19 protein-coding genes are annotated in these 21927 nt (G+C 68.8%); 14 read left to right on the forward strand and 5 right to left on the reverse strand.

What is annotated here, in order from left to right; all coding sequences use genetic code 11:
• Positions 1-144 precede the first annotated feature (144 nt).
• Together ACFV6H_RS01485 and ACFV6H_RS01490 are read left to right on the forward strand one after the other, a co-directional pair.
• Positions 145-1920 (forward strand): glycosyltransferase family 2 protein, encoded by a 1776-nt coding sequence (locus ACFV6H_RS01485; protein WP_384784753.1) that lies wholly within the window; start codon positions 145-147, stop codon positions 1918-1920.
• A 3-nt stretch (positions 1921-1923) separates the two neighbouring features.
• The gene (locus tag ACFV6H_RS01490; RefSeq protein WP_385537175.1) at positions 1924-3975 is read left to right on the forward strand and encodes a galactose oxidase-like domain-containing protein; all 2052 of its coding nucleotides are present in this window, start codon (positions 1924-1926) and stop codon (positions 3973-3975) included.
• 221 nt (positions 3976-4196) lie between these two features.
• Here ACFV6H_RS01490 and ACFV6H_RS01495 read toward each other — a convergent pair whose 3' ends face one another.
• The gene (locus ACFV6H_RS01495) at positions 4197-5267 is read right to left on the reverse strand and encodes a glycoside hydrolase family 6 protein (protein ID WP_385537178.1); all 1071 of its coding nucleotides are present in this window, start codon (positions 5265-5267) and stop codon (positions 4197-4199) included.
• Between the two features lie 237 nt (positions 5268-5504).
• Here ACFV6H_RS01495 and ACFV6H_RS01500 point away from each other — a divergent pair, with 237 nt between their 5' ends.
• From ACFV6H_RS01500 to ACFV6H_RS01525, 6 genes are all read left to right on the forward strand, one after another.
• Positions 5505-6011, forward strand: a complete 507-nt coding sequence (locus ACFV6H_RS01500; RefSeq protein WP_384784747.1) for a MarR family winged helix-turn-helix transcriptional regulator — start codon at positions 5505-5507, stop codon at positions 6009-6011.
• Between the two features lie 124 nt (positions 6012-6135).
• Positions 6136-6462, forward strand: coding sequence for a DUF3817 domain-containing protein (locus ACFV6H_RS01505; RefSeq protein ID WP_385537182.1), 327 nt, complete (start codon positions 6136-6138; stop codon positions 6460-6462).
• A 118-nt stretch (positions 6463-6580) separates the two neighbouring features.
• A complete protein-coding gene (locus ACFV6H_RS01510) occupies positions 6581-8281 on the forward strand; it encodes a methylmalonyl-CoA mutase (RefSeq protein WP_385537185.1) in 1701 nt (566 codons plus the stop codon).
• A gap of 108 nt (positions 8282-8389) precedes the next feature.
• The gene (locus tag ACFV6H_RS01515) at positions 8390-8845 is read left to right on the forward strand and encodes a MarR family winged helix-turn-helix transcriptional regulator (protein ID WP_093599865.1); all 456 of its coding nucleotides are present in this window, start codon (positions 8390-8392) and stop codon (positions 8843-8845) included.
• Entirely contained in the window at positions 8842-9807 is a 966-nt protein-coding gene (locus ACFV6H_RS01520; protein WP_385537189.1) for an ABC transporter ATP-binding protein, read from the forward strand. Before ACFV6H_RS01515 ends, ACFV6H_RS01520 begins: the two co-directional genes overlap by 4 nt.
• Positions 9767-10627: an ABC transporter permease gene (locus ACFV6H_RS01525; RefSeq protein ID WP_384784739.1), complete on the forward strand. Its 861-nt coding sequence runs from the start codon at positions 9767-9769 to the stop codon at positions 10625-10627. The genes ACFV6H_RS01520 and ACFV6H_RS01525 overlap by 41 nt, the downstream gene beginning before the upstream one ends.
• A gap of 19 nt (positions 10628-10646) precedes the next feature.
• Here the strand turns inward: ACFV6H_RS01525 and ACFV6H_RS01530 are convergent, their stop codons facing one another.
• On the reverse strand, positions 10647-11354 hold the full coding sequence (locus ACFV6H_RS01530) for a TetR/AcrR family transcriptional regulator (protein WP_385537193.1): 708 nt from the start codon (positions 11352-11354) through the stop codon (positions 10647-10649).
• 250 nt (positions 11355-11604) lie between these two features.
• On the opposite strand from ACFV6H_RS01530, the gene ACFV6H_RS01535 reads away from it, so the two are divergent.
• From ACFV6H_RS01535 to ACFV6H_RS01550, 4 genes are all read left to right on the forward strand, one after another.
• On the forward strand, positions 11605-12576 hold the full coding sequence (locus ACFV6H_RS01535) for a tetratricopeptide repeat protein (protein WP_384975831.1): 972 nt from the start codon (positions 11605-11607) through the stop codon (positions 12574-12576).
• A gap of 632 nt (positions 12577-13208) precedes the next feature.
• Positions 13209-13853: a DUF6230 family protein gene (locus ACFV6H_RS01540; protein ID WP_385537198.1), complete on the forward strand. Its 645-nt coding sequence runs from the start codon at positions 13209-13211 to the stop codon at positions 13851-13853.
• 124 nt (positions 13854-13977) lie between these two features.
• Positions 13978-14583 carry a DUF6114 domain-containing protein gene (locus tag ACFV6H_RS01545; RefSeq protein ID WP_385537200.1) on the forward strand — a complete coding sequence of 202 codons (606 nt, stop codon included), beginning with the start codon at positions 13978-13980 and terminating at the stop codon, positions 14581-14583.
• Positions 14573-15955 (forward strand): hypothetical protein, encoded by a 1383-nt coding sequence (locus tag ACFV6H_RS01550; RefSeq protein ID WP_385537203.1) that lies wholly within the window; start codon positions 14573-14575, stop codon positions 15953-15955. The genes ACFV6H_RS01545 and ACFV6H_RS01550 overlap by 11 nt, the downstream gene beginning before the upstream one ends.
• Before the next feature lie 180 nt (positions 15956-16135).
• Here ACFV6H_RS01550 and ACFV6H_RS01555 read toward each other — a convergent pair whose 3' ends face one another.
• Positions 16136-17614: an aldehyde dehydrogenase family protein gene (locus ACFV6H_RS01555; RefSeq protein WP_384784728.1), complete on the reverse strand. Its 1479-nt coding sequence runs from the start codon at positions 17612-17614 to the stop codon at positions 16136-16138.
• A 164-nt stretch (positions 17615-17778) separates the two neighbouring features.
• On the opposite strand from ACFV6H_RS01555, the gene ACFV6H_RS01560 reads away from it, so the two are divergent.
• Together ACFV6H_RS01560 and ACFV6H_RS01565 are read left to right on the forward strand one after the other, a co-directional pair.
• The gene (locus ACFV6H_RS01560) at positions 17779-18618 is read left to right on the forward strand and encodes a helix-turn-helix transcriptional regulator (protein ID WP_385537206.1); all 840 of its coding nucleotides are present in this window, start codon (positions 17779-17781) and stop codon (positions 18616-18618) included.
• A gap of 31 nt (positions 18619-18649) precedes the next feature.
• Positions 18650-18958, forward strand: coding sequence for a DUF6980 family protein (locus ACFV6H_RS01565; protein WP_385537209.1), 309 nt, complete (start codon positions 18650-18652; stop codon positions 18956-18958).
• 120 nt (positions 18959-19078) lie between these two features.
• On the opposite strand, the gene pyk is transcribed toward ACFV6H_RS01565, so the two are convergent.
• Together pyk and ACFV6H_RS01575 are read right to left on the reverse strand one after the other, a co-directional pair.
• Complete coding sequence (pyk, locus tag ACFV6H_RS01570) at positions 19079-20509, reverse strand: pyruvate kinase (RefSeq protein WP_384784717.1); 1431 nt, start codon at positions 20507-20509, stop codon at positions 19079-19081.
• A 144-nt stretch (positions 20510-20653) separates the two neighbouring features.
• Complete coding sequence (locus ACFV6H_RS01575) at positions 20654-21901, reverse strand: acetate kinase (protein WP_385537212.1); 1248 nt, start codon at positions 21899-21901, stop codon at positions 20654-20656.
• Positions 21902-21927 lie beyond the last annotated feature (26 nt).

The raw sequence follows: 21927 nt of genomic DNA on the forward strand, positions 1-21927 counted from the left end.
TATGCCGCTACGCGCCACCGCCCGCAGCCGTAAGCGGTACTCCGCGGCCGGAAAACCGCTCGCACGGACGCCTCCCGGTCGACACGCAGGTCATTGTCCCGTTCTGTGGGGATAACGACCTCGCGAATCTGCTGGGGAGGCACCGTGCGGCCCGACGGCTACGACTACGACACGTACAGCTGCCTGGCCGGTCCCTTGACGGAGCCGGACGGGCCCGGCGCGTACCGGGTGCGGTATCACAGCCTGCTCGCACGCGAGCCGCACCGAATACGCGCGGTCCTGCTGATGACCCTCGCCCCGGTGCTCTCGGCCGTCCTGCTGGTCTATCTGGTCTGGCCCACGCACCGGACCGAGCGCGAGGGCGGCGAGCGCTGGCTGGTCGTCTTCGACCAGGTGATGCTCGGCGCGATCGGCCTCATCGCCTTCTTCATGCTGGTGAACGTCACCTCCGTGGCCCATGCCACGCTGGTCGCCAGGGACCCGATACCCGTGCCCGCCGAGGCGGGCACCCGGGTCGCGTTCCTCACCACGTACGTGCCGGGCAAGGAACCGCTCTCCATGGCGAGGGCGACGCTCGAAGGAGCGGTACGGCTGCGCCACCGCGGCCCGCTCGACGTCTGGCTGCTCGACGAGGGCGACGACAGCGAGGCCAGGGCTCTCTGCGAGGAGCTGGGAGTCCATCACTTCACCCGGCACGGTGTGCCCGAGTGGAACCAGCCGAAGGGCTCCCACAAGGCACGCACCAAGCATGGCAACTACAACGCCTGGATCGCAATGCACGGCGAGGAGTACGACTTCTTCGCCTCCGTCGACACCGACCACATACCGCTCCCCAACTTCCTTGAGCGGATGCTCGGTTACTTCCGCGATCCGGACATCGCCTTTGTCGTCGGCCCTCAGGTGTACGGCAACTACACCTCACCGGTCACCAAGGCTGCCGAGTCGCAGCAGTTCCTCTTCCACGCGCTGATCCAGCGGGCCGGCAACCGCTACGACGCGCCGATGTTCGTCGGCACCAACAATGTCGTGCGGATCGCGGCGGTGAAGCAGATCGGCGGTCTGTACGACTCGATCACCGAGGACATGGCCACCGGCTTCGAACTGCACCGCAGGCTCAATCCCCGTACCGGCCGGTTCTGGCGCTCCGTCTACACGCCCGACGTCCTCGCCGTCGGCGAGGGCCCGGAATCCTGGACCGACTTCTTCACCCAGCAGCTCCGCTGGTCCCGGGGCACCTACGAGACGCTCTTCACGCAGTACTGGAAGGCGCCTCTGCGGATGCCGCGCGGCCGGCTGTTCAGCTACACGCTGATGCTCGTGTACTACCCGATGACCGCGGTCAACTGGCTCCTCGGCATCCTGAGCTGCGTACTCTTCCTCTGGCTCGGAGCCTCCGGCACCCAGGTCTCCTCCTCGGTGCTGCTGATGCTCTACAGCGACGCCGCCGCCCTCCAGATCGGCCTCTACCTCTGGAACCGCCGGCACAATGTCTCGCCGCACGAGCCCGAGGGCTCCGGCGGACTGGCCGGGATGGCGATGTCCGCGCTCTCCGCGCCGATCTATCTCAGATCGCTCGGCTCGGCCGTACTGCGCACGCGAGGCCGCTTCGTCGTCACGCCGAAGGGCGGCAGCGCCAGCCCGGACCGGCTGATGACCTTCCGGCTCCATCTCTACTGGGCCGGAGTCCTGATCGTCTCCCTGATCGCGTCGGTGTTCCTGGACCACACCCACGCGGCGATGCGCACCTGGGCCCTGCTGGCCCTGGCCATCGCTCTCGCGCCGGTCGGTGTCTGGGCCTGGACCACCTGGCGCGAGGCCGCGGAGCGCCGGGCCGTCGGCGGCCCGGCCGTCACCGTAACCGCTCCCGAGCCGGGTGAGGAGCCGGAGCCCGCGCTCGTGACGACGACCGGAGGGAACTGAGCCATGGCCTCCTACGGGTCCAACTCCTACGGGTCCCACTCCGATGGATCCGACTCCGACGGGTCCAACTCCTACGGGTACGGACCGTCGAAGAAGTTCACACCGTCGACGAAGTTCAAGAAGACGCTGCTGGGCGGCGGAGCGCTGGTCGTGCTCGTGGGGCTCAACGCTCCCGCGGCCTTCTCCTTCGCCCAGGAGAAGTACCACGCGTACAAGATCGCGCAGCCGGGCTACAAGCGGCAGTACGGCTCCTGGGCGAGGCTCGACGTCCCGAAGGAGTTCCGTACGAACGCGATCCACGCGGCCCTGCTGCACACCGGCAAGGTGCTGATCGTGGCCGGCTCGGGCAACAACCAGAAGAAGTTCGACGAGGGATCGTTCGACACGATCCTCTGGAACCCGGCCGACAACAGCTTCAAGAAGATCCCCACTCCGGAGGACTTCTTCTGCTCGGGCCACGCGCAGCTCCCGGACGGCCGGCTGCTGGTGGCGGGCGGCACGGCGCGCTACGAGGTGCTCGACGGCGAGATCCGGCGTGCGGGCGGCGGTATGCGCGTCAAGAACGAGAACCCGGACCGGTCCTACACGTTCAAGAAGGGCACCCGCTTCCGCTCTCCGTCGGGCGTCGAGTACGTCAGCACGACCGATGTCACCGTGCCGAGGGCGAAGAAGCAGCTCCAGGTCGGATACGGGAAGGGCGACCGGATGCTGCCCTGGAAGACGAAGGTCACGGCCGGTGAGGCACGGGTCTTCGTGGAGGCGGTCAAGGAGGGCCCGCAGGCGCTGACCACGCAGGCCGCGCAGTACGAGATCGTCGGTCTGAAGGGCAAGGACGCGGACAACCTCTACGGTCTGGCACAGAAACTCACCACGGAGAAGCAGGACTTCCAGGGCATCAGGTCCGCGTACGAGTTCGATCCGACGGCCGAGAAGTACATCCCGGTGGATCCGATGAAGGAGGCCCGCTGGTATCCCACGCTGGTCGGTCTGGACGACGGCAGGGTGCTCGCCGTCTCGGGCCTGGACGATGTCGGCGCGGTGCTCACTGGCTACAACGAGCTGTACGACCCGAAGACCAAGAAGTGGTCCAAGGGCCCGGAACGGTACTTCCCGACCTATCCAGCGCTTTTTCTGACCAAGGGCGGAAAGCTCTTCTACTCGGGATCCAACGCCGGGTACGGGCCCGCCGACAAGGGCCGGCAGCCGGGTGTGTGGGACCCCGTGAAGAACACCTTCACACCGGTCGACGGGCTCACCGACGGCGACCAGACCGAGACCTCGGCCTCGCTGATGCTGGCGCCGGTCCAGGACCAGCGGGTGATGCTGCTCGGCGGCGGAGGCGTCGGCGAGTCGGCCAAGGCCACGCCGCGTACGGCGATCATCGACCTGAACAAGGAGAGCCCGACGTTCCAGGAAGGACCGCGCCTGCCGCAGGGCACGCGCTATCTGAGCAGTGTGCTGCTGCCCGACGACTCGGTGTTCACCACCGGCGGCTCCTCGGACTACCGCGGGCGCAGCGCCAGCGACATCCTCAAGGCGCAGTTCTACGACCCGGCCACCAACTCCTTCCGGCGTGCGGCCGATCCGACCGTGGGCCGCAACTACCACTCGGAGGCGCTGCTGCTGCCGGACGGCCGGGTGGTCACCTTCGGCTCGGACCCGCTCTTCGACGACGCGGACAACACCAAGCTCGGCACCTTCGAGCAGCGCGTGGAGATCTACACGCCGCCCTACCTCCAGGGCGACCGCGCCTCCGACAAGAACCGCCCGGCCCTCGGCGACGGCCCGCGCCGCACGGACCACGACGGCCGGGCGACCTTCCGCACGGCGAAACCGGACCGCATAGCCAAGGCCCGCCTGATGCGCCCGAGCGCGGTGACCCACACGACGGACGTCGAACAGCGCTCGATAGAGGTGGGCCTGACGAGAACCAAGGACGCGGTGACGATAGAGGTCCCTAGGGACCGCACCCTGGTCCCTCCGGGCTGGTACATGCTCTTCGTCACGGACACGGCGGGCACACCGTCCGAGGCGAAGTGGCTGCTGGTTGAGTAGCCCCTCTTTTTTGAGGGCTCGGTTCGCCTCCGGGCGCTTGCCGTGTCCATTAGCGGCCTCCGGCCGCGGGCACTGCCGACGGTCGACCGTGCTCGGGTCCCTCCGCCCGCGCGGCGGAGCCGCATATCGAGCACAGCCTCCCTTTCGACAGCGGCGCGCCCTTCGGCTCACTCGCCGGCGGCCGTGCGCAACCGGCACGTCTCCGCAACCCGGACCGGGTGCTAAACCTTCGCCTTCCGGGCCAGGCCCAAGGCGTAGTCGGGCCACCAGGTGCCGGCGGTGGGGCCGCCTCGGCAGGGGCCGTCGGATTCGCCCGGGCGTTTGATCCAGAGGTAGGCGTCGAGCAGTTCGTTGCCGGTGTTGGTGGTCGGCGGTGTGCCGAGGGCGCGGCCCGGTGGGTTGCACCAGGCCTCGTCCCGGTCGCCCGAGAGCGGGCCGACGCCGTTTCTGCTGGTGTCGACGGTGAAGTGGGCGTCGCCGAGGAGGCCGGAGAGCCGGGTACCGAACGCCTTGACCGTGTCGTTCGTCTGGAAGTTGGACACATTGAGCGAGAAGCCGTCGGCCGCTTCGATCCCGGCCCGTTTGAGCGGCTCGGCGAGTCTCGCCGGATCGGAGATCCAGGCCGGATTACCGGCGTCCAGATAGACCTTGGTCTTCGGCTGCCGCTTCAGCCGACTGATGGCCTGGGCGAGCAGCTCGTACCGCTCGGCGTGGTGCTGGGCCGGAGTGCAGCCGTCCGCGAGATGCGGTACGGCGTCCGGCTCCAGGATCACGATGGCCGGAGCGTCACCGATGGCGCCGGCGAAGGCGTCGATCCACTCCCGGTAGTACGCCGCGTCGTGCGCGCCGCCCGCCGAGTACAGGCCGCAGTCGCGGTGCGGGATGTTGTACGCGACGAAGACCGCCGTCCGCTTGTCCGCGGCGGCGCCGCGTACCGCCCTGCTGATCTCCGGAACGGGATCGTCCCCGGCCGGCCACTCCGCCACCGCGCGCTCCGAGATCCGCCTCAGGGCCTTCGCGTCGTCAGTGCGGCCCTCCTTCTCCCACTGTCTGACCTGGCGCGCCGCGTCGCTCTCCGGATCGATCCAGAAAGGCCCACCGGCCGTGGGGACGGTCTCGCCCCGGGCCGCCTCGCCCTGGGCCGCCGAGGCGGTCTGCTCACCTGCGGAGGCCCGGCGGGAGTCGGAGGAGGACGAGGAGCAGGCGGCGGCGGTCAGCGCCAGAACGGTCGTGACGGCGGCGGTGAAGGCGGCGGTGAGTGAGTACGAGCGGTGCGGTCTGCGGCCGGACATACAGCCCCCTCGGACGACGGCTGACCACCGGGGAGTGGTGGACTGGATGTGGTGACTGGGATGCGGTGACTGCCGGATGGTGGGGTGGTGACTGGGCAGGTAAAGGATGGCTAATCGTGACATAACGGCACAACGCTGCCGGGCTGCGACACCGCGAGGTCCCGTCGGCCGGGACCGGTCGGACCGAAGGGCGAGACAGGGCTGACCGCTATATGACCAGTGGGTAAGGTCGATGCCGTGCCGAAGCCGCTCAACCTTCCGTTCGATCCCATCGCCCGCGCCGACGAGCACTGGCGGCGGCGCTGGGGTCCGGTTCCCGCCATGGGCGCCATCACCTCGATCATGCGCGCGCACCAGATCCTGCTCGCCGGTGTCGACGCCGTGGTCAAGCCGTACGGACTGACCTTCGCCCGGTACGAGGCGCTGGTGCTGCTCACCTTCTCCAAGGAGGGCGAGCTGCCGATGTCCAAGATCGGCGAGCGGCTCATGGTCCATCCGACCTCGGTCACCAACACCGTGGACCGGCTGGTGACCTCGGGACTGGTCGACAAGCGGCCCAATCCCAACGACGGACGCGGCACACTCGCCTCCATCACGGACAAGGGCCGCGAGGTGGTGGAGGCCGCCACCCGCGATCTGATGGAGATGGAGTTCGGGCTCGGGGCGTACGACGCCGAGGAGTGCGCGGAGATTTTCGCCATGCTGCGCCCGCTACGGGTGGCGGCGCAGGACTTCGAGGAGTAGCGGGCGCCGGCCGCGCGGGTGCGGGCTCCGGTGTACGGGCCGTACCGCGACGCCTCCCGGGTGCGAGCCCGCCGCGTACGGGCCGCCCGAAGATCGCCGATCGCGTCCCGTTACGCTCGTCGCCATGAAACAAAGCGTGCTCTCCCGCTATCGGGTGATGGCGTATGTCACCGCCGTATGGCTGCTGGTCTTCACCGTGGCGATCGTCATGAAGTACGGGTTCGACACCGGCGACACGATGCTGATCTCCCAGATCCACGGTGTGCTCTTCATCATCTATGTGATCTTCGCCTTCGATCTGGGCTCCAAGATGAAGTGGCCTTTCGGCAAGCTGCTCTGGGTGCTGGCCGCCGGCTGTATCCCCGTGGCGTCCTTCTTCGTCGAGCCGAGAGTCACCCGCGAGGTCAGGGCGCAGCTCGCGGAGAGTGATCCCGCCCTCGTCAAGGCGTGACGACCGTAACGGCCGTAACGATTGTCAAGACCTGACGGCCGCCCTTCCCGCCCGCGCGGACGAACGCGTGGGCGGTTGCCATCGACATTTACTTGGACGTCCTAGTAAATTTGAAGGCATGGACGCTGACGCGATCGACGAGGGCCGCCAGCGCTGGCAGGCTCGCTACGACAAGGCCCGCAAGCGTGACGCGGACTTCACGACGCTCTCCGGTGATCCCGTGGAGCCGGTCTACGGGCCCCGGCCCGGTGACACCTACGCGGGATTCGAGCGGATCGGCTGGCCCGGTGAGTATCCCTTCACCCGAGGGCTCCATCCGACCGGCTACCGCGGCCGGACGTGGACCATCCGCCAGTTCGCCGGCTTCGGCAACGCCCTCCAGACCAACGAGCGCTACAAGATGATCCTGGCCGCGGGCGGCGGCGGGCTCTCCGTCGCCTTCGACATGCCGACGCTCATGGGCCGTGACTCCGACGATCCGCGTGCGCTCGGCGAGGTCGGCCACTGCGGTGTCGCCATCGACTCGGCCGCCGACATGGAGATCCTCTTCGGTGACATCCCGCTCGGCGATGTCACCACGTCGATGACGATCAGCGGGCCCGCCATCCCGGTCTTCTGTATGTACCTCGTCGCGGCGGAGCGCCAGGGCGTCGATCCGGCGGTGCTCAACGGCACGCTCCAGACCGACATCTTCAAGGAGTACATCGCCCAGAAGGAGTGGCTCTTCCAGCCCGAGCCGCATCTGCGGCTGATCGGCGATCTGATGGAGCACTGCGCGCGCTCCATCCCCGCGTACAAGCCGCTCTCGGTCTCCGGCTACCACATCCGTGAGGCGGGCGCGACGGCCGCACAGGAGCTGGCGTACACGCTGGCCGACGGCTTCGGCTATGTGGAGCTGGGCCTCAGCCGTGGTCTGGACGTGGACACGTTCGCGTCCGGGCTCTCCTTCTTCTTCGACGCGCATCTCGACTTCTTCGAGGAGATCGCGAAGTTCCGCGCGGCCCGGCGGATCTGGGCGCGCTGGATGAAGGAGGTGTACGGAGCGAGGACCGACAAGGCGCAGTGGCTCCGCTTCCACACGCAGACGGCGGGCGTCTCGCTGACCGCGCAGCAGCCGTACAACAACGTCGTACGGACGGCGGTGGAGGCGCTGGCGGCCGTCCTCGGCGGTACGAACTCCCTGCACACCAACGCGCTGGACGAGACTCTCGCCCTGCCGAGCGAACAGGCCGCGGAGATCGCGCTGCGCACGCAGCAGGTGCTGATGGAGGAGACGGGCGTGGCCAATGTGGCCGATCCGCTCGGCGGCTCCTGGTACGTCGAGCAGCTCACCGACCGTATCGAGGCCGACGCCGAGAAGATTTTCGACCGGATCAAGGAGCGCGGACTGCGGGCCCACCCGGACGGGCGTCACCCGATCGGCCCTGTCACCTCCGGCATTCTGCGCGGGATAGAGGACGGCTGGTTCACGGGCGAGATCGCCGAGTCGGCGTTCCAGTACCAGCGCTCGCTGGAGAAGGGCGACAAGCGGGTCGTCGGCGTCAATGTGCACCATGGCTCGGTCACCGGCGATCTGGAGATCCTGCGGGTCAGCCATGAGGTCGAGCGCGAGCAGGTGAAGGTGCTCGCGGAGCGCAAGGGCGCCCGCGACGACGCCCGGGTACGCGCCGGCCTGGAGGCCATGCTGGCCGCGGCGCGCGACGGCTCGAACATGATCGGCCCGATGCTGGAGGCGGTACGGGCGGAGGCCACGCTCGGCGAGATCTGCGGCGTCCTGCGGGACGAGTGGGGCACGTACACGGAGCCGCCCGGCTTCTGAGCCCTTTGCGCAAGCCACTGACGGCCGCCCTCTCTCCGAGGGCGGCCGTCGGCTTTTTCTCGGCGCATCCCATGGCAGTTAGCTCTTAGTCAGAGCTAAAGTGATGGTATGACCACAGCCGAGTTTCCTGACTCGCTCGCCGATGTACTGGCGGGAGTCCAGCGGATGGTCCGGCGCCGGCTGCGTGAAGGGATGACGGCGCCGCGGCTGCGCGGCGCGCAGATCGAGCTGTTGCGGCTGGTCGCGGCGCGGCCCGGGATCCGGGTGTCGGCTGCGGCCAAGGAGCTGTATCTCGCCGGGAACTCGGTCTCCACCCTGGTCAACCAGCTCAGCAGGGCCGGATATCTGCGCCGTGAGACCGATCCGTCCGACCGCAGGTCCGCGCTGCTGCTGCCCACCCAGGCGGCCACCTCGCGGCTGGCGGACTGGGAGGCACGGCGCTCCGCGCTGGTACGGGAGCAGGTGGCCCGGCTGACGGACGAGGAGCGCGCGGCCCTGGCCGCGGCCCTTCCGGCACTGCGCAAGCTCGCCCAGAACCTGCATGAGGAAGTGGAGGGCGTATGACGGACAGAGCCGCAAGCACCACCACCGATACGGCCAATGCCGCCACCGGCACAGGCGCCGGTACGGGCGCTGGCACCGGCACTGGCGCCGAGACTGAGGCCGTGAGCTGCCGTGGTCTGGAGTACTCCTTCGGTGACACCAAGGCCGTCTCCCACCTCGACCTCTCCGTCCGCGCGGGCGAGGTCTTCGGACTGCTCGGTCCCAACGGCGCCGGCAAGACGACCGCGATCCGCTGTATCACCACTCTGCTGCCCGTTCCCGCGGGCATGGTGCGGGTGTTCGGGCACGACGCGGCCAAGGAGAAGATGGCCGTACGCCGTCTGCTGGGCTACGTACCGCAGCAGCTCTCCGCCGACGCCCAGCTCACCGGCCGCGAGAATGTGACGCTCTTCGCCCGGGTTTTCGACGTCCCGCGCCGCGAGCGTGCCGAACGTGTCGCCCAGGCGCTGGAGGCCGTCGATCTGACGAGCGCGGCCGACCGCATGGCCAAGACCTACTCCGGTGGCATGATCCGCCGCCTCGAACTCGCGCAGGCGCTGGTCAGCGCGCCTCGGCTGCTGATGCTGGACGAGCCGACGATCGGCCTCGACCCGATCGCCCGTACCAGCGTCTGGGAGCACATCAACGCCGTACGGCACGCCACGGGCATGACCGTGCTGGTGACGACGCACTACATGGACGAGGCCGAGCAGTACTGCGACCGGGTCGGGCTGATGAACCGCGGCCGGATCCATGCCCTCGGCACTCCCGACGAGCTGAGGACCGAGCTGCGCGAGCGCCGCAGGGCCTCGGCCGAAACGGCGGAGGCCGGCACGGCGAAGGGTGAGTCGGCGGACAAGGACGACGCCATGCCGACGCTGGAAGACGTCTTCCGCGAGGTGGCGGGCCGAGGACTGGACGAGGAAGGAGGCGACTTCCGCGATGTCAGGAACACGCGCCGTACAGCGTCCCGGGTCGGCTGAGGGCCTCGATCCCGCCCGGATCGGTCTGCTGCTCAAGCCGCCGCGCGCCCGTACCGGCTGGCAGGTGCTGCCCGCCCGGGTCATGGCGATGTGCGCGGTCGAGCTCCAGAAGCTGCGCCACGACCGTACCGAGCTGTACACCCGGGCCATCCAGCCCGCGCTGTGGCTGCTGATCTTCGGTGAGACCTTCACCCGGATCAGGGCCATCCCGACCGGCGGCATCCCGTACATCGACTTTCTCGCGCCCGGCATCATCGCCCAGTCCGCGATGTTCATCGCGATCTTCTACGGGATCATGATCATCTGGGAGCGGGACGCGGGCATACTGACCAAACTCCTGGTCACTCCGACGCCGAGAGCCGCCCTGATCAGCGGCAAGGCGTTCGCGTCCGGCGTCAAGGCGCTGATCCAGGCGGTGGTGGTGATCGTCATCGCGGCGGCCCTCGGTGTGGGACTGACCTGGAATCCGCTGAAGCTGCTCGGCGTCGCGGTCGCGGTGGTCCTCGGCTCGGCCTTCTTCTCGTGTCTGTCGATGACGATCGCGGGGATCGTACTGACACGTGACCGGCTGATGGGCATCGGCCAGGCCATCACCATGCCGCTGTTCTTCGCGTCGAACGCGCTCTATCCGGTGGCGATCATGCCCGGCTGGCTCCAGGTGATCAGCAAGATCAATCCGCTGAGCTATCAAGTGGACGCCCTGCGCGGGCTGCTGCTCGGTACGCCGTCCCATCTGCTGCTGGACTACGGCGTGCTGGCGTTCGCGGCGGTCGTGGGCATCGCGGCGGCCTCGTCGCTGCTGGGCCGTCTGGCGCGGTAGCACCAGCAGGGCGCCACTCTCAGGGCCCGGCGGTTACGGCGGACAGGCCGCCCAACAGCAGGGCCGTGAAGGTGCGCGCCCACTGCCGGTCGACCGGTTCCGCGCTGACCAGCGCACGGTGGACCACCGTGCCGGCGATCACATCGAAGATCAGATCCGCGGTACGGGCGGCCGTCGCCGCGTCCGGCTCACGAGGAAGTTCGCCACGGGCCTGCGCGCGCTCGCGCCCGAGCAGCACCAGCCGCTTCTGGCGGTCCACGATCGAGGTACGGATACGCTGCCGCAGCGCCTCGTCCCTGGTGGCCTCCGCGACCACCGCCATCAGCGCGGTCTTGGCCTCCGGCCGCTCCAGCAGCGCCGCGAACTGGAGCACCACATCCTCGATATCGGTGACGAGGCTGTCGGAGCCCGGGAGTTCGAGCTCGTCGAAGAGCGCCGCGACCGCGTCCACCACCAGCTCGCTCTTGCCCGGCCAGCGCCGGTAGAGCGTGGTCTTGGCGACGCCCGCGCGGCTCGCCACATCGCTCATCGTCAACTTGGGCCAGCCCAGTTCCACCAGAGCGGCCCTGGTCGCCGCCAGGATCGCCGCGTCGGCCTCGGCGCTGCGCGGGCGGCCCGTACGGGACGTGCCGCGGTCCGTACGGGCCGTACCACCGGATGTACTCCGGGACGTACGGCCCGTACGGGACGTACGCGCGCCGACGGGACCGCTGTGGCTGCTGCACATGACGGCGACCATATCGGCCGGTGGAGAATGTGTTGTGAGCCAGTTCACCGGAAAGATCTCACCTGTGGCCCGGAGCCGGGAGTTACGCTACGAGCCGTAGCGAAAGCCCGTAACGCTTGTGCCAGAGGCCCGTGGGGGGCCTTGACGGGCCCGTGGCGACAACCACAAGACGCGAGGTGGGGACCGCGCGTCGAACCGCGGTGTACGCACCGCTTTTCTGAAGTGCGCGCGGAAGGGGGAGGATGTACTCATGCAGCCTAGGAACATGTCCATGAGCGGCGTCGTCGACCTCGCCGCGGTGAAGGCGGCCAACGAGGCCAAGGCGAAGGCGGAGCAGGCCCGTGCCGAGGCGGCCCGCCAGGGAGGCACCGGTGCCGTCCCTCCGTCCAGTCTGGTGACCGACGTCGATGAGGCGGGCTTCGAGCGCGATGTCCTCCAGCGTTCCACGGAGGTCCCGGTCGTCATCGACTTCTGGGCCGAGTGGTGCGAGCCGTGCAAGCAGCTCAGTCCGGTGCTGGAGCGGCTGGCGCGGGAGTACAACGGCCGGTTCGTCCTCGCCAAGATCGATGTCGACGCCAATCAGATGCTGATGCAGCAGTTCGGGATCCAGGGCATTCCCGCGGTCTTCGCGGTGGTGGCCGGGCAGGCGCTGCCGCTCTTCCAGGGCGCGGCTCCGGAAGCCCAGATCCGCCAGACGCTCGATCAGCTGATCCAGGTCGGTGAGGAGCGCTTCGGGCTCACCGGTATCGCGGTCGATCCGGGCGCGGAGGCGGAGGGCCCGGCGGAGAAGGCCGTTCCGGTCGGCCCGTACGACGCGCTGCTGGAGGCGGCCGTACAGGCGCTGGACGCCAATGACTTCGGCGGCGCGGCCCAGGCGTACCGCAATGTGCTCGCCGACGATCCCGGCAATACGGAGGCCAAGCTCGGTCTCGCCCAGGCCGAACTGCTCGGCCGGGTACGGGCCATGGACCAGACGCAGGTCCGCAAGGACGCGGCGGAGCGGCCGGACGATGTCCAGGCGCAGATCGCCGCGGCGGATCTCGATCTGGTCGGCGGCCATGTGGAGGACGCCTTCGGACGGCTCGTCGAGACCGTACGCCGGACGTTCGGTGACGAGCGGGAGGCGGCGCGCGTACGGCTGTTGCAACTGTTCGAGGTGATCGGCGGTGACGATCCCCGGGTGACGGCGGCGCGTTCGGCCCTCGCGAGAGTGCTCTTCTGACGTTTCCGGCCGGTCCGGCGTTCTTCGTCGGTCCGTCGGCCCGATGGTTCCCGTCGGTCTCTCCGCCGCATCACATTGACGCGGCGGCGCAACGGCAACAGCCGCCGCGCTTTACCAAATCTTGATAAAAGCGACTGCTGTTACTGGCAGTAAATCGCCCCCCTTGTTCTGTCCGGCTATGGGGGGCATTCGCCGCTTCTGCCGCACTGCCGGGCGGCACCCTGTGTGGCCGCCCGGCGGCGCCGGGTCGCCTGCCGCTCATCGGGCCGTTACCAGCCAGTAACGAACCCCCTTGTGTCAAGGCCGTGAATGGACCACGATCGGCGACGCTCGGTCCAATTCCGCACCAGCACGGCAACCAGTCGCGCCGTCGGTCCTGGGTCCCCACCGAGCGGACCGGTGGCAGCGCCGCCGGGCCGGACAGGGGGGTTCCTGCCTTCCCGGCAGGGCCTGTCCAGAGGTTGCGCGAAGGCGTGGCCAGTGGTTGTCGCTCGGGGGTGATCGCCGGTGGTTCCGGACGCGGTCCGCGTCTCCGGGCCAGGCGCTCTCCTTCCCGAGGACGTAGCACTTCTCCCATCCCAGGACGGGCTCCAACCCGATCCGGAGATGTACGTCCGAGAAGGAGGAAATTCATGGAGTCCCAAGTGCGTGGCGGGACCAGATGGAAGCGGTTCGCGGTCGTCATGGTGCCGAGCGTGGCCGCGACGGCAGCGATAGGTGTCGCTCTGGCACAGGGGGCGCTGGCGGCCTCGTTCAGTGTGTCCGGCCAGAGCTTCAAGGTGAGTGCCGACAGTCTGGTCGGTGAGGACTTCGTCCAGTACGGAAGCATCGCCGAAGGCACGGATCTGAAGGGCAAGAAGAACGCGCATCCGGTCGCCGTCTCCGGATTCAGCACGGCCACGATCACCAACATGTGTCAGTCGGTGGTCACTCCGGATGTTCCGGTGTTCGGGAACATCAGCCTTGAGCTGCGTGCCGGGCAGGACGTCGACAACCCGGTCGTGGCGACGAACATCTACCTCGACGTCGCCCAGCTCGAGGCCGACGCGGTGTTCGACGACATCGACATCGGTGTGGCGGCGGGCGACCCGGGCAACGGAACGAAGATCCAGCCCGGAACCGAGGAGAAGGTCAATCCCTTCGGCTTCGCGCAGCGCGCCAGGATGGCCACGCTCACCAAGGTGAAGCAGACGGCGTGGGCGACCACGGCCGGCACCTTCAAGCTCACCGGTCTGAGCCTGAAGCTGCACACGGGCCCAAAGAAGGAGTGCTACTAAGCACGCCCAGGGCGGGCGTGGAGCGTAGGACACGGTCCCGCCCGCCCGCTCCGAGGACACTTCGAACACCGATCACACTCCGCACACTTTTCACTGCAACACCGGTTCCAGGGAGCGGTTTTCCATGAGCGGCGAGTCTTCAGGTCCCCGAGGACGATTCACCTACTGGCGGCTTCGGTTCCGTGACTGGCGAGGCACCCGGCCGTTCTGGGCGGGCCTGTTCACGTTGCTGAGCGGAGCGCCGATCGCCTACTTCCCGTACGCGAATCTGCAGATCGGGCATCTGACCATGGCCATGGCCACCACCGCGGGTGCCGGCTCGCTGATCATCGGGGTACTGCTGGTCACCCTGGGGCTGACGATGTGGTTCCACAGCATCGTCCGGGTGTTCGCGGGAGTCGCCACGATCCTGCTGGCACTGGTCTCACTCCCGGTCTCCAACATCGGCGGCTTCCTCATCGGCTTTGTGCTCGCCCTGTTCGGCGGCGCGCTCTCCGTCTCCTGGGCACCCGGCCGGCCGCCCCGGCCGGCCGCCGAGCACCACATCCCCCACCAGGCACCGGAGCCCGACAGGGCCGAACCCGGATGGGCTGAACCCGACAGGGCCGAACCCGGAAGGGCCGAACCCGACAGGGCCGGTGACCCCTTCCCCGTACCGCGCGACGGGGAGGACCCGAACGTGACGGAAACGACTGCCCAAGCCAACGGCGGGAGGAACAGTGCGGGGTGAAGAAGCGCGGCGGATCGAGGCCGGAGGCGATGAATCCCGGGTGAGGAGAGGGCCGCGCCACGCGGCTCCGAAGAAGTCGCTCCTGACCAAGCTGCACATACCCGCCGGCAAGGCCATCGCCCTGGCGGCCATGCCCACGGCGGTCTTCGTGGGCATGGGGCTCACGCCCAGGCTCGCGCTGGCCGACGACAGCAAGGACATACCTTTCGCGCCGGGACCGTGTGTGACGCGCTCGGACGATCCGGACCCGTCGGAGTCGCCCTCGCCCTCGGCATCCCCGTCGGGATCACCGTCCGAATCGCCCTCGCAGTCGCCCGCGCCGGGCGAGTCGCCGTCGGCCTCGGAGGGATCTGAGGCGGGAACGTCGGAGCCGGGTACGGCGGAGAGCCCGGCGAAGGGACCGGACTCCGAGGATGCCGCCGCTCCCGCCGGAGCCGAGCCGAAGCCGAAGCCGACGTCGACCGCGAAGTCGGCACCGACTCCCACTCCGGCGAAGTCCAAGAATCCGCTGGATCCGCTGGGGCTGGGTGACGTACTCGGCGACATCCTCGGAGTCTCCGACAAGGAGACGCCTGCCACGCCGACACCGAAGCCCTCGGCCACCACACAGAAGCCGGGCGCCGCCGAACCGTCCGCCGAGGCCACGTCCAAGCCCACGCCCACGCAGAAGCCGGACAGTCCCGCACGCCCGGACGGCGCGGGCGGTGGGGACGGCGCGGGCGATGCGGCGGGCGATGCGGCGGGCGCCGTGGTGGACGGTACGGAGAAGGCCATCAGGGACGCGGCCGAGAAGGCCGGCGTCACGGTCGAGGAACTGGACGACGACGCCAAGGGACTCGACGCACACAAGGACGACGACATCCCGGCGGGCGCCGGCGGCAAGGAGCCGTACCCTTGCCCGACCCCCGATCCCGAGGCGCTCGCCGCCGCCAAGGAGGAGCAGGGCATCCCGCTGCTGCCGGACGATCCCTGGACGCTGCACAGTTCGCTGCTGACGCTGCGCGGGCTCGACTACCACGGCATCGTCGAGGTGAAGACCGGCAGCGGCAAGCTGAAGAAGGCGCTGAAGTTCACGGCCACCTCGGTGGACATCGGTGATCTGCATCAGACCGTGGTCTATCCCGAGGGCAGGACGGGCCATGTGAAGGCCCGCACGGGCTCGACGTCCACGATCCGCCACGGCGAAGTGACCATGTACACCGAGGAGTTGAAGGGCAATCTCTTCGGGCTCATTCCCATCACCTTCAGCCCGCGGACGCCGCCTCCGCTGAACGTACCGTTCGCCTTTTTCACGGAGGTCAAGGTGACTCAGGCAGGCCAGTTCGGCGGCACGCTCACCGTCCCGGGCCTCCAGAACTACATCACGGACTGACCGTCACGGACCGGCAGCACGGACCGGCTGCCACGGACCGAGCGTCATGGACCGAACCGAATCTCCCGGGAGCCGCGGGAAGACTGTGGCCCGCACCTGTCGACTCGACCTCGACAGGGTGCGGGCCACGGGCCTGCGAGCCACGGCCCACAGCGTTACTCACCGCTGGATGGACGTTACTTACCGCTGGATGGACTTGACCTCCAGGAACTCCGCCAGACCGAAGGCGCCCATCTCGCGGCCGTTGCCCGACTGCTTGTAACCGCCGAAGGGCGCCAGCGGGTTGAACTGGGCACCGTTCACATCGATCTGACCGGCCCGCAGCCGCCCGGCGACGGCGAGCGCGTGCTCCGGCTCGCCGAACACCGCGCCGTTCAGCCCGTACACCGTACTGTTGGCGATCTCGACGGCCTGCTCCTCGTCGGCGTACGGGATCACCGACAGCACCGGGCCGAAGATCTCCTCCTGTGCGATCACGGCGTCGGGAGCGACGTTCGCGAAGATCGTCGGCTGTACGTAACTGCCGGACGCCAGGCCGGACTTCAGCCCTGACTCCGGGCCCGACTCCAGCTCTGACTCCGGACCGGGGATCTTCCCTGTCCCGCCGGTCACGAGCGTGGCGCCGTCGGCGATGCCTCGCTCGATATAACCGGTGACCCGCAGCCGCTGCGTCTCGGACACCAGCGGGCCGATCCGGGTGCTCTCGTCGGTCGGATCACCGACGGTGTACTCCTCGGCGGCGGCGAGCGCCAGCTCCACGATCTCGTCGTGGCGGGACGCCGGGACCAGCATCCGGCTCCAGGCGCCGCAGACCTGCCCGCTGTTGATCCAGGCGTTGGTCACTCCGAGCGTGACGGCCCGGCCGAGATCCGCGTCGTCCAGGATCACATTGGCGGACTTGCCGCCCAGCTCCAGGGCGACCCGCTTGACCGTGTCCGACGCGACGACCGAGACGCGCTTGCCGGCCCGGGTGGAGCCGGTGAAGGACACCATGTCGACGCCGGGATGCGCGGCGATCGCCTCGCCGACGACCGGGCCGGTGCCGTTGACGACATTGAGCACACCGGCCGGCAGGCCCGCGTCGGCGGCCACCTCGGCCAGGATGCGCGCGCTCAGCGGCGCCAGCTCGGAGGGCTTGAGGACCACGGTGTTCCCGGCCAGCAGCGCGGGCACCACCTTGGTGACGACCTGCTGGAGCGGGAAGTTCCAGGGCGTGATGGCGCCGACGACACCGATCGGCTCACGCACGATCAGCGAGTTCCCGATCTCCTCCGTCCACGGGAAGTCCGCGGCGAGCCCGGCGACCGCCGCGGACACCGCGACGGGCAGACCGGCCTGGGCGAAGCGGGAGAGCTGGATCGGCGCGCCCATCTCGGCGGTGATCGTGGCCGCGATCTCTTCGGTACGGCTCTTCAGCCCTTCGGAGACGCGCAGCACTATCGCCGCCCGCTCGGCGGGACCGGTCGCGGCCCAGCAGGGAAAGGCGGCGGTCGCGGCGGCGACGGCCCGGTCGACATCGCCGGGAGTACCGGCCGCCACGGCGGCGACGACCGCGCCGGTGGCCGGGTTCACCACATCGATCGTGTCACCGGAGCCCGAGCCGGCGACGGCCCGGCCGCCGATCCAGTGGCCGGGGGAGGGATACGTAGGTGTGTTCATGACGCCAGCGTGGCGGGACGGCAGGACGGCAACCAGGGACGATCGATCCGGTGATCCGGGTCACGTCGTACGTCTGCGACGCTTGATGTCGACGCTTGATGTCACAGGGCGGCGCCATGGCCGCCTCGTACCGTCGTACGACCGCACGAGAGGAGTGTGACCGTATGGACCGGGCCGCGCTCGCCGACTTCCTGCGCACGCGCCGGGAGGCGCTGCAACCGGAGGACGTCGGCTTCCCTCGCGGGTACCGCCGACGGCGCACCGGCGGTCTGCGCCGGGAGGAGGTCGCCACGCTGGCCGGCATGTCGACGGACTACTACAGCCGCATCGAGCAGCGGCGCGGCCCGCGCCCGTCCGAGCAGATGCTCACCGCCATCGCCCGGGCCCTGCGCCTGTCCTCGGACGAACGCGACCATCTCTTCCGCCTGGCGGGCCACGCCACACCGCACCGGATCACCCACGGCGACCGCATCGCGCCCGGCATGCTGAGGATCTTCGAACGGCTCGACGACACGCCCGCGCAGGTGATGAACCACCTCGGCGAGACGCTCGAACAGAACCGCCTCGCGATCACGCTCCTCGGCAACGAGACGGGCCATACGGGAATGGCGCGCAGCCTGGCCTACCGCTGGTTCACCGACCCGTCCACCCGCCTGCTCCACCCGGAGGCCGACCACGCCCGGCACGGCCGCGCCATCGCGGCCCGGCTCCGCGAAGCCGCCACACGCGAGAGCGAGGACCCACGCACCACCGCCCTGGTCGACCCCCTGCTCTCGGCCAGCGACGAATTCGCCGCGATCTGGCGCGAACACCCGGTCATGAGCCCTTACTGCGCCCCCAAACTCATCGAACACCCCCAGGTAGGCACCCTGGAACTGCACGGCCAGTCCCTCCTGGACCCGGCCCGGCCCCAGACCCTCCTGATCTTCACCGCACTCCCCGGCACGGAAAGCGAAGCCAAACTCCACCACCTCGCGGCCCTCACCACCACCCGCCTCGCCTGACGGCCGGTCGGGTGTCGGGGAGAATGAGCAGATGACCAGGCACTGTTGTGAAGCGATGACACGCCACGCGGATTGGCATTGCGACTCCCACAACGACCCGTTCGCCTGCCCGGACGCGCTCGTTGACTTCAGTGCGAAGTTCCAGGAGTACGGGCTGATCGTCCACGACGGTGGTACCTCACGCATTGGCATTGACTTCTGCCCGTGGTGTGGTCAGCGTCTGCCCGAGTCCCAGCGGGACCGATGGTTCGATGAGCTGGAGGCCCGTGGCATCGATCCTTGGGAGGACGACGTTCCGGCAGATTTTCGGGACGACACCTGGCTTCGATCGGCGTCGTGAAGCTTTCGGCCACGACTTTCGGCACACGCCCTGGCGCGCGCCGCACAACGGAACGGCCCGCCGGGGGCGGCGGGCCGGGTGGGTGCGGGGCGGGGAGGCGCGCGGTGGCCGCGCGGTGCGTCAGGCGTCCTGGGGGCCGCCCAGGTGGTGGACTCGGACCATGTTGGTGGTGCCGGGGACGCCGGGAGGGGAGCCCGCGGTGATGATCATGGCGTCGCCCTCGTTGTAGCGCTGGAGCTTGAGGACTTCCTCGTCGACCAGGTCGACCATCTCGTCCGTGCTGCTCACCCACGGCACGATGAAGGACTCCACGCCCCAGCTCAGGGTGAGTTGGTTACGCGTCGACTCGTCCGTCGTGAAGGCCAGGATCGGCTGGGCCGCGCGGTAGCGGGAGAGACGGCGGGCCGTGTCGCCGGACTGGGTGAAGGCGATCAGTGCCTTGCCGCCCAGGAAGTCCGCGATCTCGCAGGCCGCGCGGGCCACCGAACCGCCCTGCGTACGCGGCTTCTTGCCCGGGACCAGCGGCTGGAGGCCCTTGGAGAGCAGCTCCTGCTCCGCGGCGACCACGATCTTCGACATCGTCTTGACCGTCTCGACCGGATACGCGCCCACTGAGGACTCGGCGGAGAGCATGACCGCGTCCGCGCCGTCCAGGATCGCGTTGGCGACATCGGACGCCTCGGCGCGCGTGGGACGGGAGTTGGTGATCATCGACTCCATCATCTGGGTCGCCACGATCACCGGCTTGGCGTTGCGGCGGCAGAGCTCGATGAGCCGCTTCTGCACCAGCGGGACCTTTTCGAGCGGATACTCGACGGCCAGATCACCACGGGCCACCATGATCGCGTCGAACGCCGCGACCACGGCGTCCATGTTGGCGACCGCCTGCGGCTTCTCGACCTTGGCGATGATCGGGACCCGGCGGCCCTCCTCGTCCATGATCTTGTGGACGTCCACCACGTCCTGCGCGTCCCGGACGAACGAGAGCGCGATCATGTCGCAGCCCATCCGCAGCCCGAAGCGCAGATCCTCGATGTCCTTCTCGGAGAGCGCGGGAACGTTCACCGCCGCGCCCGGCAGATTGATGCCCTTGTGGTCGGAGATCACTCCGCCCTCGATCACGATGGACTTGACCTCGGGGCCCACGACCTCGACCACCCGCAGCTCGACGTTGCCGTCGTTGATCAGGATCTGGTCGCCCTTGGAGACATCGCCGGGCAGGCCCTTGTACGTGGTGCCGCAGATGGACTTGTCGCCCGCGACATCCTCGGTGGTGATGGTGAACTCGTCACCGCGGACCAGCTCGACCGGTCCCTCGGCGAAGGTCTCCAGCCGGATCTTGGGGCCCTGGAGGTCGACCAGCACACCCACCGCACGGCCGGTGTCCTCCGACGCCTTCCGGACGCGGTTGTACCGCTCCTCGTGCTCCGGGTGGCTTCCGTGACTCATATTCAGACGGGCCACATTCATTCCGGCCTCGATGAGCGACTTCAGCTGCTCGTACGAGTCGACGGCGGGGCCCAGTGTGCAGACGATTTTGGAACGGCGCATAAGGCGGATCCTATCGGTTTGTTTCCCTGCGGAATATTCCGGCTGGTGGAAAGTACAAATGGGCGGCGGGCCGCTCAGTCGATAGCCGCCCGCCCGGGCGATTTACATCCGGTGACAGCCGTTCACATCCGGAGCGACCGCCGCTCAAACGATTGCCGTACGGTCCTCGCCGACCAGTGCGAAAGTCTGCCGCGCGATCTCCAGTTCCTCGTCGGTCGGGACGACGGCCACCACCGTCCGCGCGCCGTCCGGCGAGATGATCCGCGGCTCCCCGGAACGTACGGCATTGCGCTGCGCGTCCACGGCCAGGCCGAACACCTCCAGACCGGCCACGGCGGCCTCCCGTACCTCCGCCGCGTTCTCCCCGACGCCCGCCGTGAAGGCCACCGCGTCCACCCGGCCGAGGACCGCGCTGTAAGCACCGATGTACTTCTTCAGCCGGTGGATGTAAATGGAGAACGCGAGCCGCGCCCGTTCGTCGCCCGCGTCGATACGCCGGCGGATCTCCCGCATATCGTTGTCCCCGCAGAGGCCGACCAGACCGCTTTTCTTGTTGAGAAGTTCATCGATCTCATCGACGGACATTCCGGCCACGCGCCTCAGATGGAACGTGACTGCCGGATCGATGTCACCGGAGCGCGTACCCATCACCAGCCCTTCCAAGGGCGTCAGTCCCATCGAGGTGTCCACGCACCGGCCGCCCGCGACGGCCGACGCCGAGGCGCCGTTGCCGAGGTGCAGCACGATCACATTCACCTCCGACGGATCCTTGCCGAGCAACTCGGCGGTCCTGCGGGAGACATACGCGTGCGAGGTGCCGTGGAAGCCGTAGCGGCGGATACGGTGCGCATCCGCCGTCGCCGTGTCGATCGCGTAGCGGGCCGCGTGCTCCGGCATCGTCCTATGGAACGCGGTGTCGAAGACCGCGACCTGCGGAAGGTCCGGGCGCAGCGCCCGCGCCGTACGGATCCCGATGAGATTCGCCGGGTTGTGCAGCGGCGCCACCGGCACCAGCCGCTCGATCTCCGCCAGTACGCCGTCGTCGACGACGACCGGCTCGCTGAACTTCAGCCCGCCGTGGACGACACGATGGCCGATCGCCGCCAGTTCGGGGGAGTCCAGCCCGAGCTCGTCGTGCGCCAGTTCGTCCGCGACGGCCTCCAGCGCCTTCGCGTGGTCGGCGATCCTGTCCGTACGTTCACGCCGGCCCTCGTCGGCGCCCGTCGGCGCGGTGTGCACCAGCCTGGAGGTCTTCTCGCCGATCCGCTCGACCAGACCGGCCGCGAGCCGGGAGCCGTCCCGCATGTCCAGGAGCTGGTACTTCAGCGACGAGGAACCGGAGTTGAGGACAAGGACGCGGGTGGCGTGCTCGGCCTTGGGATACGGACTCACGGGCTGTCGGCCTTCGGTAGGAGGAG

Origin of the sequence: Streptomyces sp. NPDC059743, assembly GCF_042732975.1 — a bacterium.
Taxonomy (GTDB): domain Bacteria; phylum Actinomycetota; class Actinomycetes; order Streptomycetales; family Streptomycetaceae; genus Streptomyces.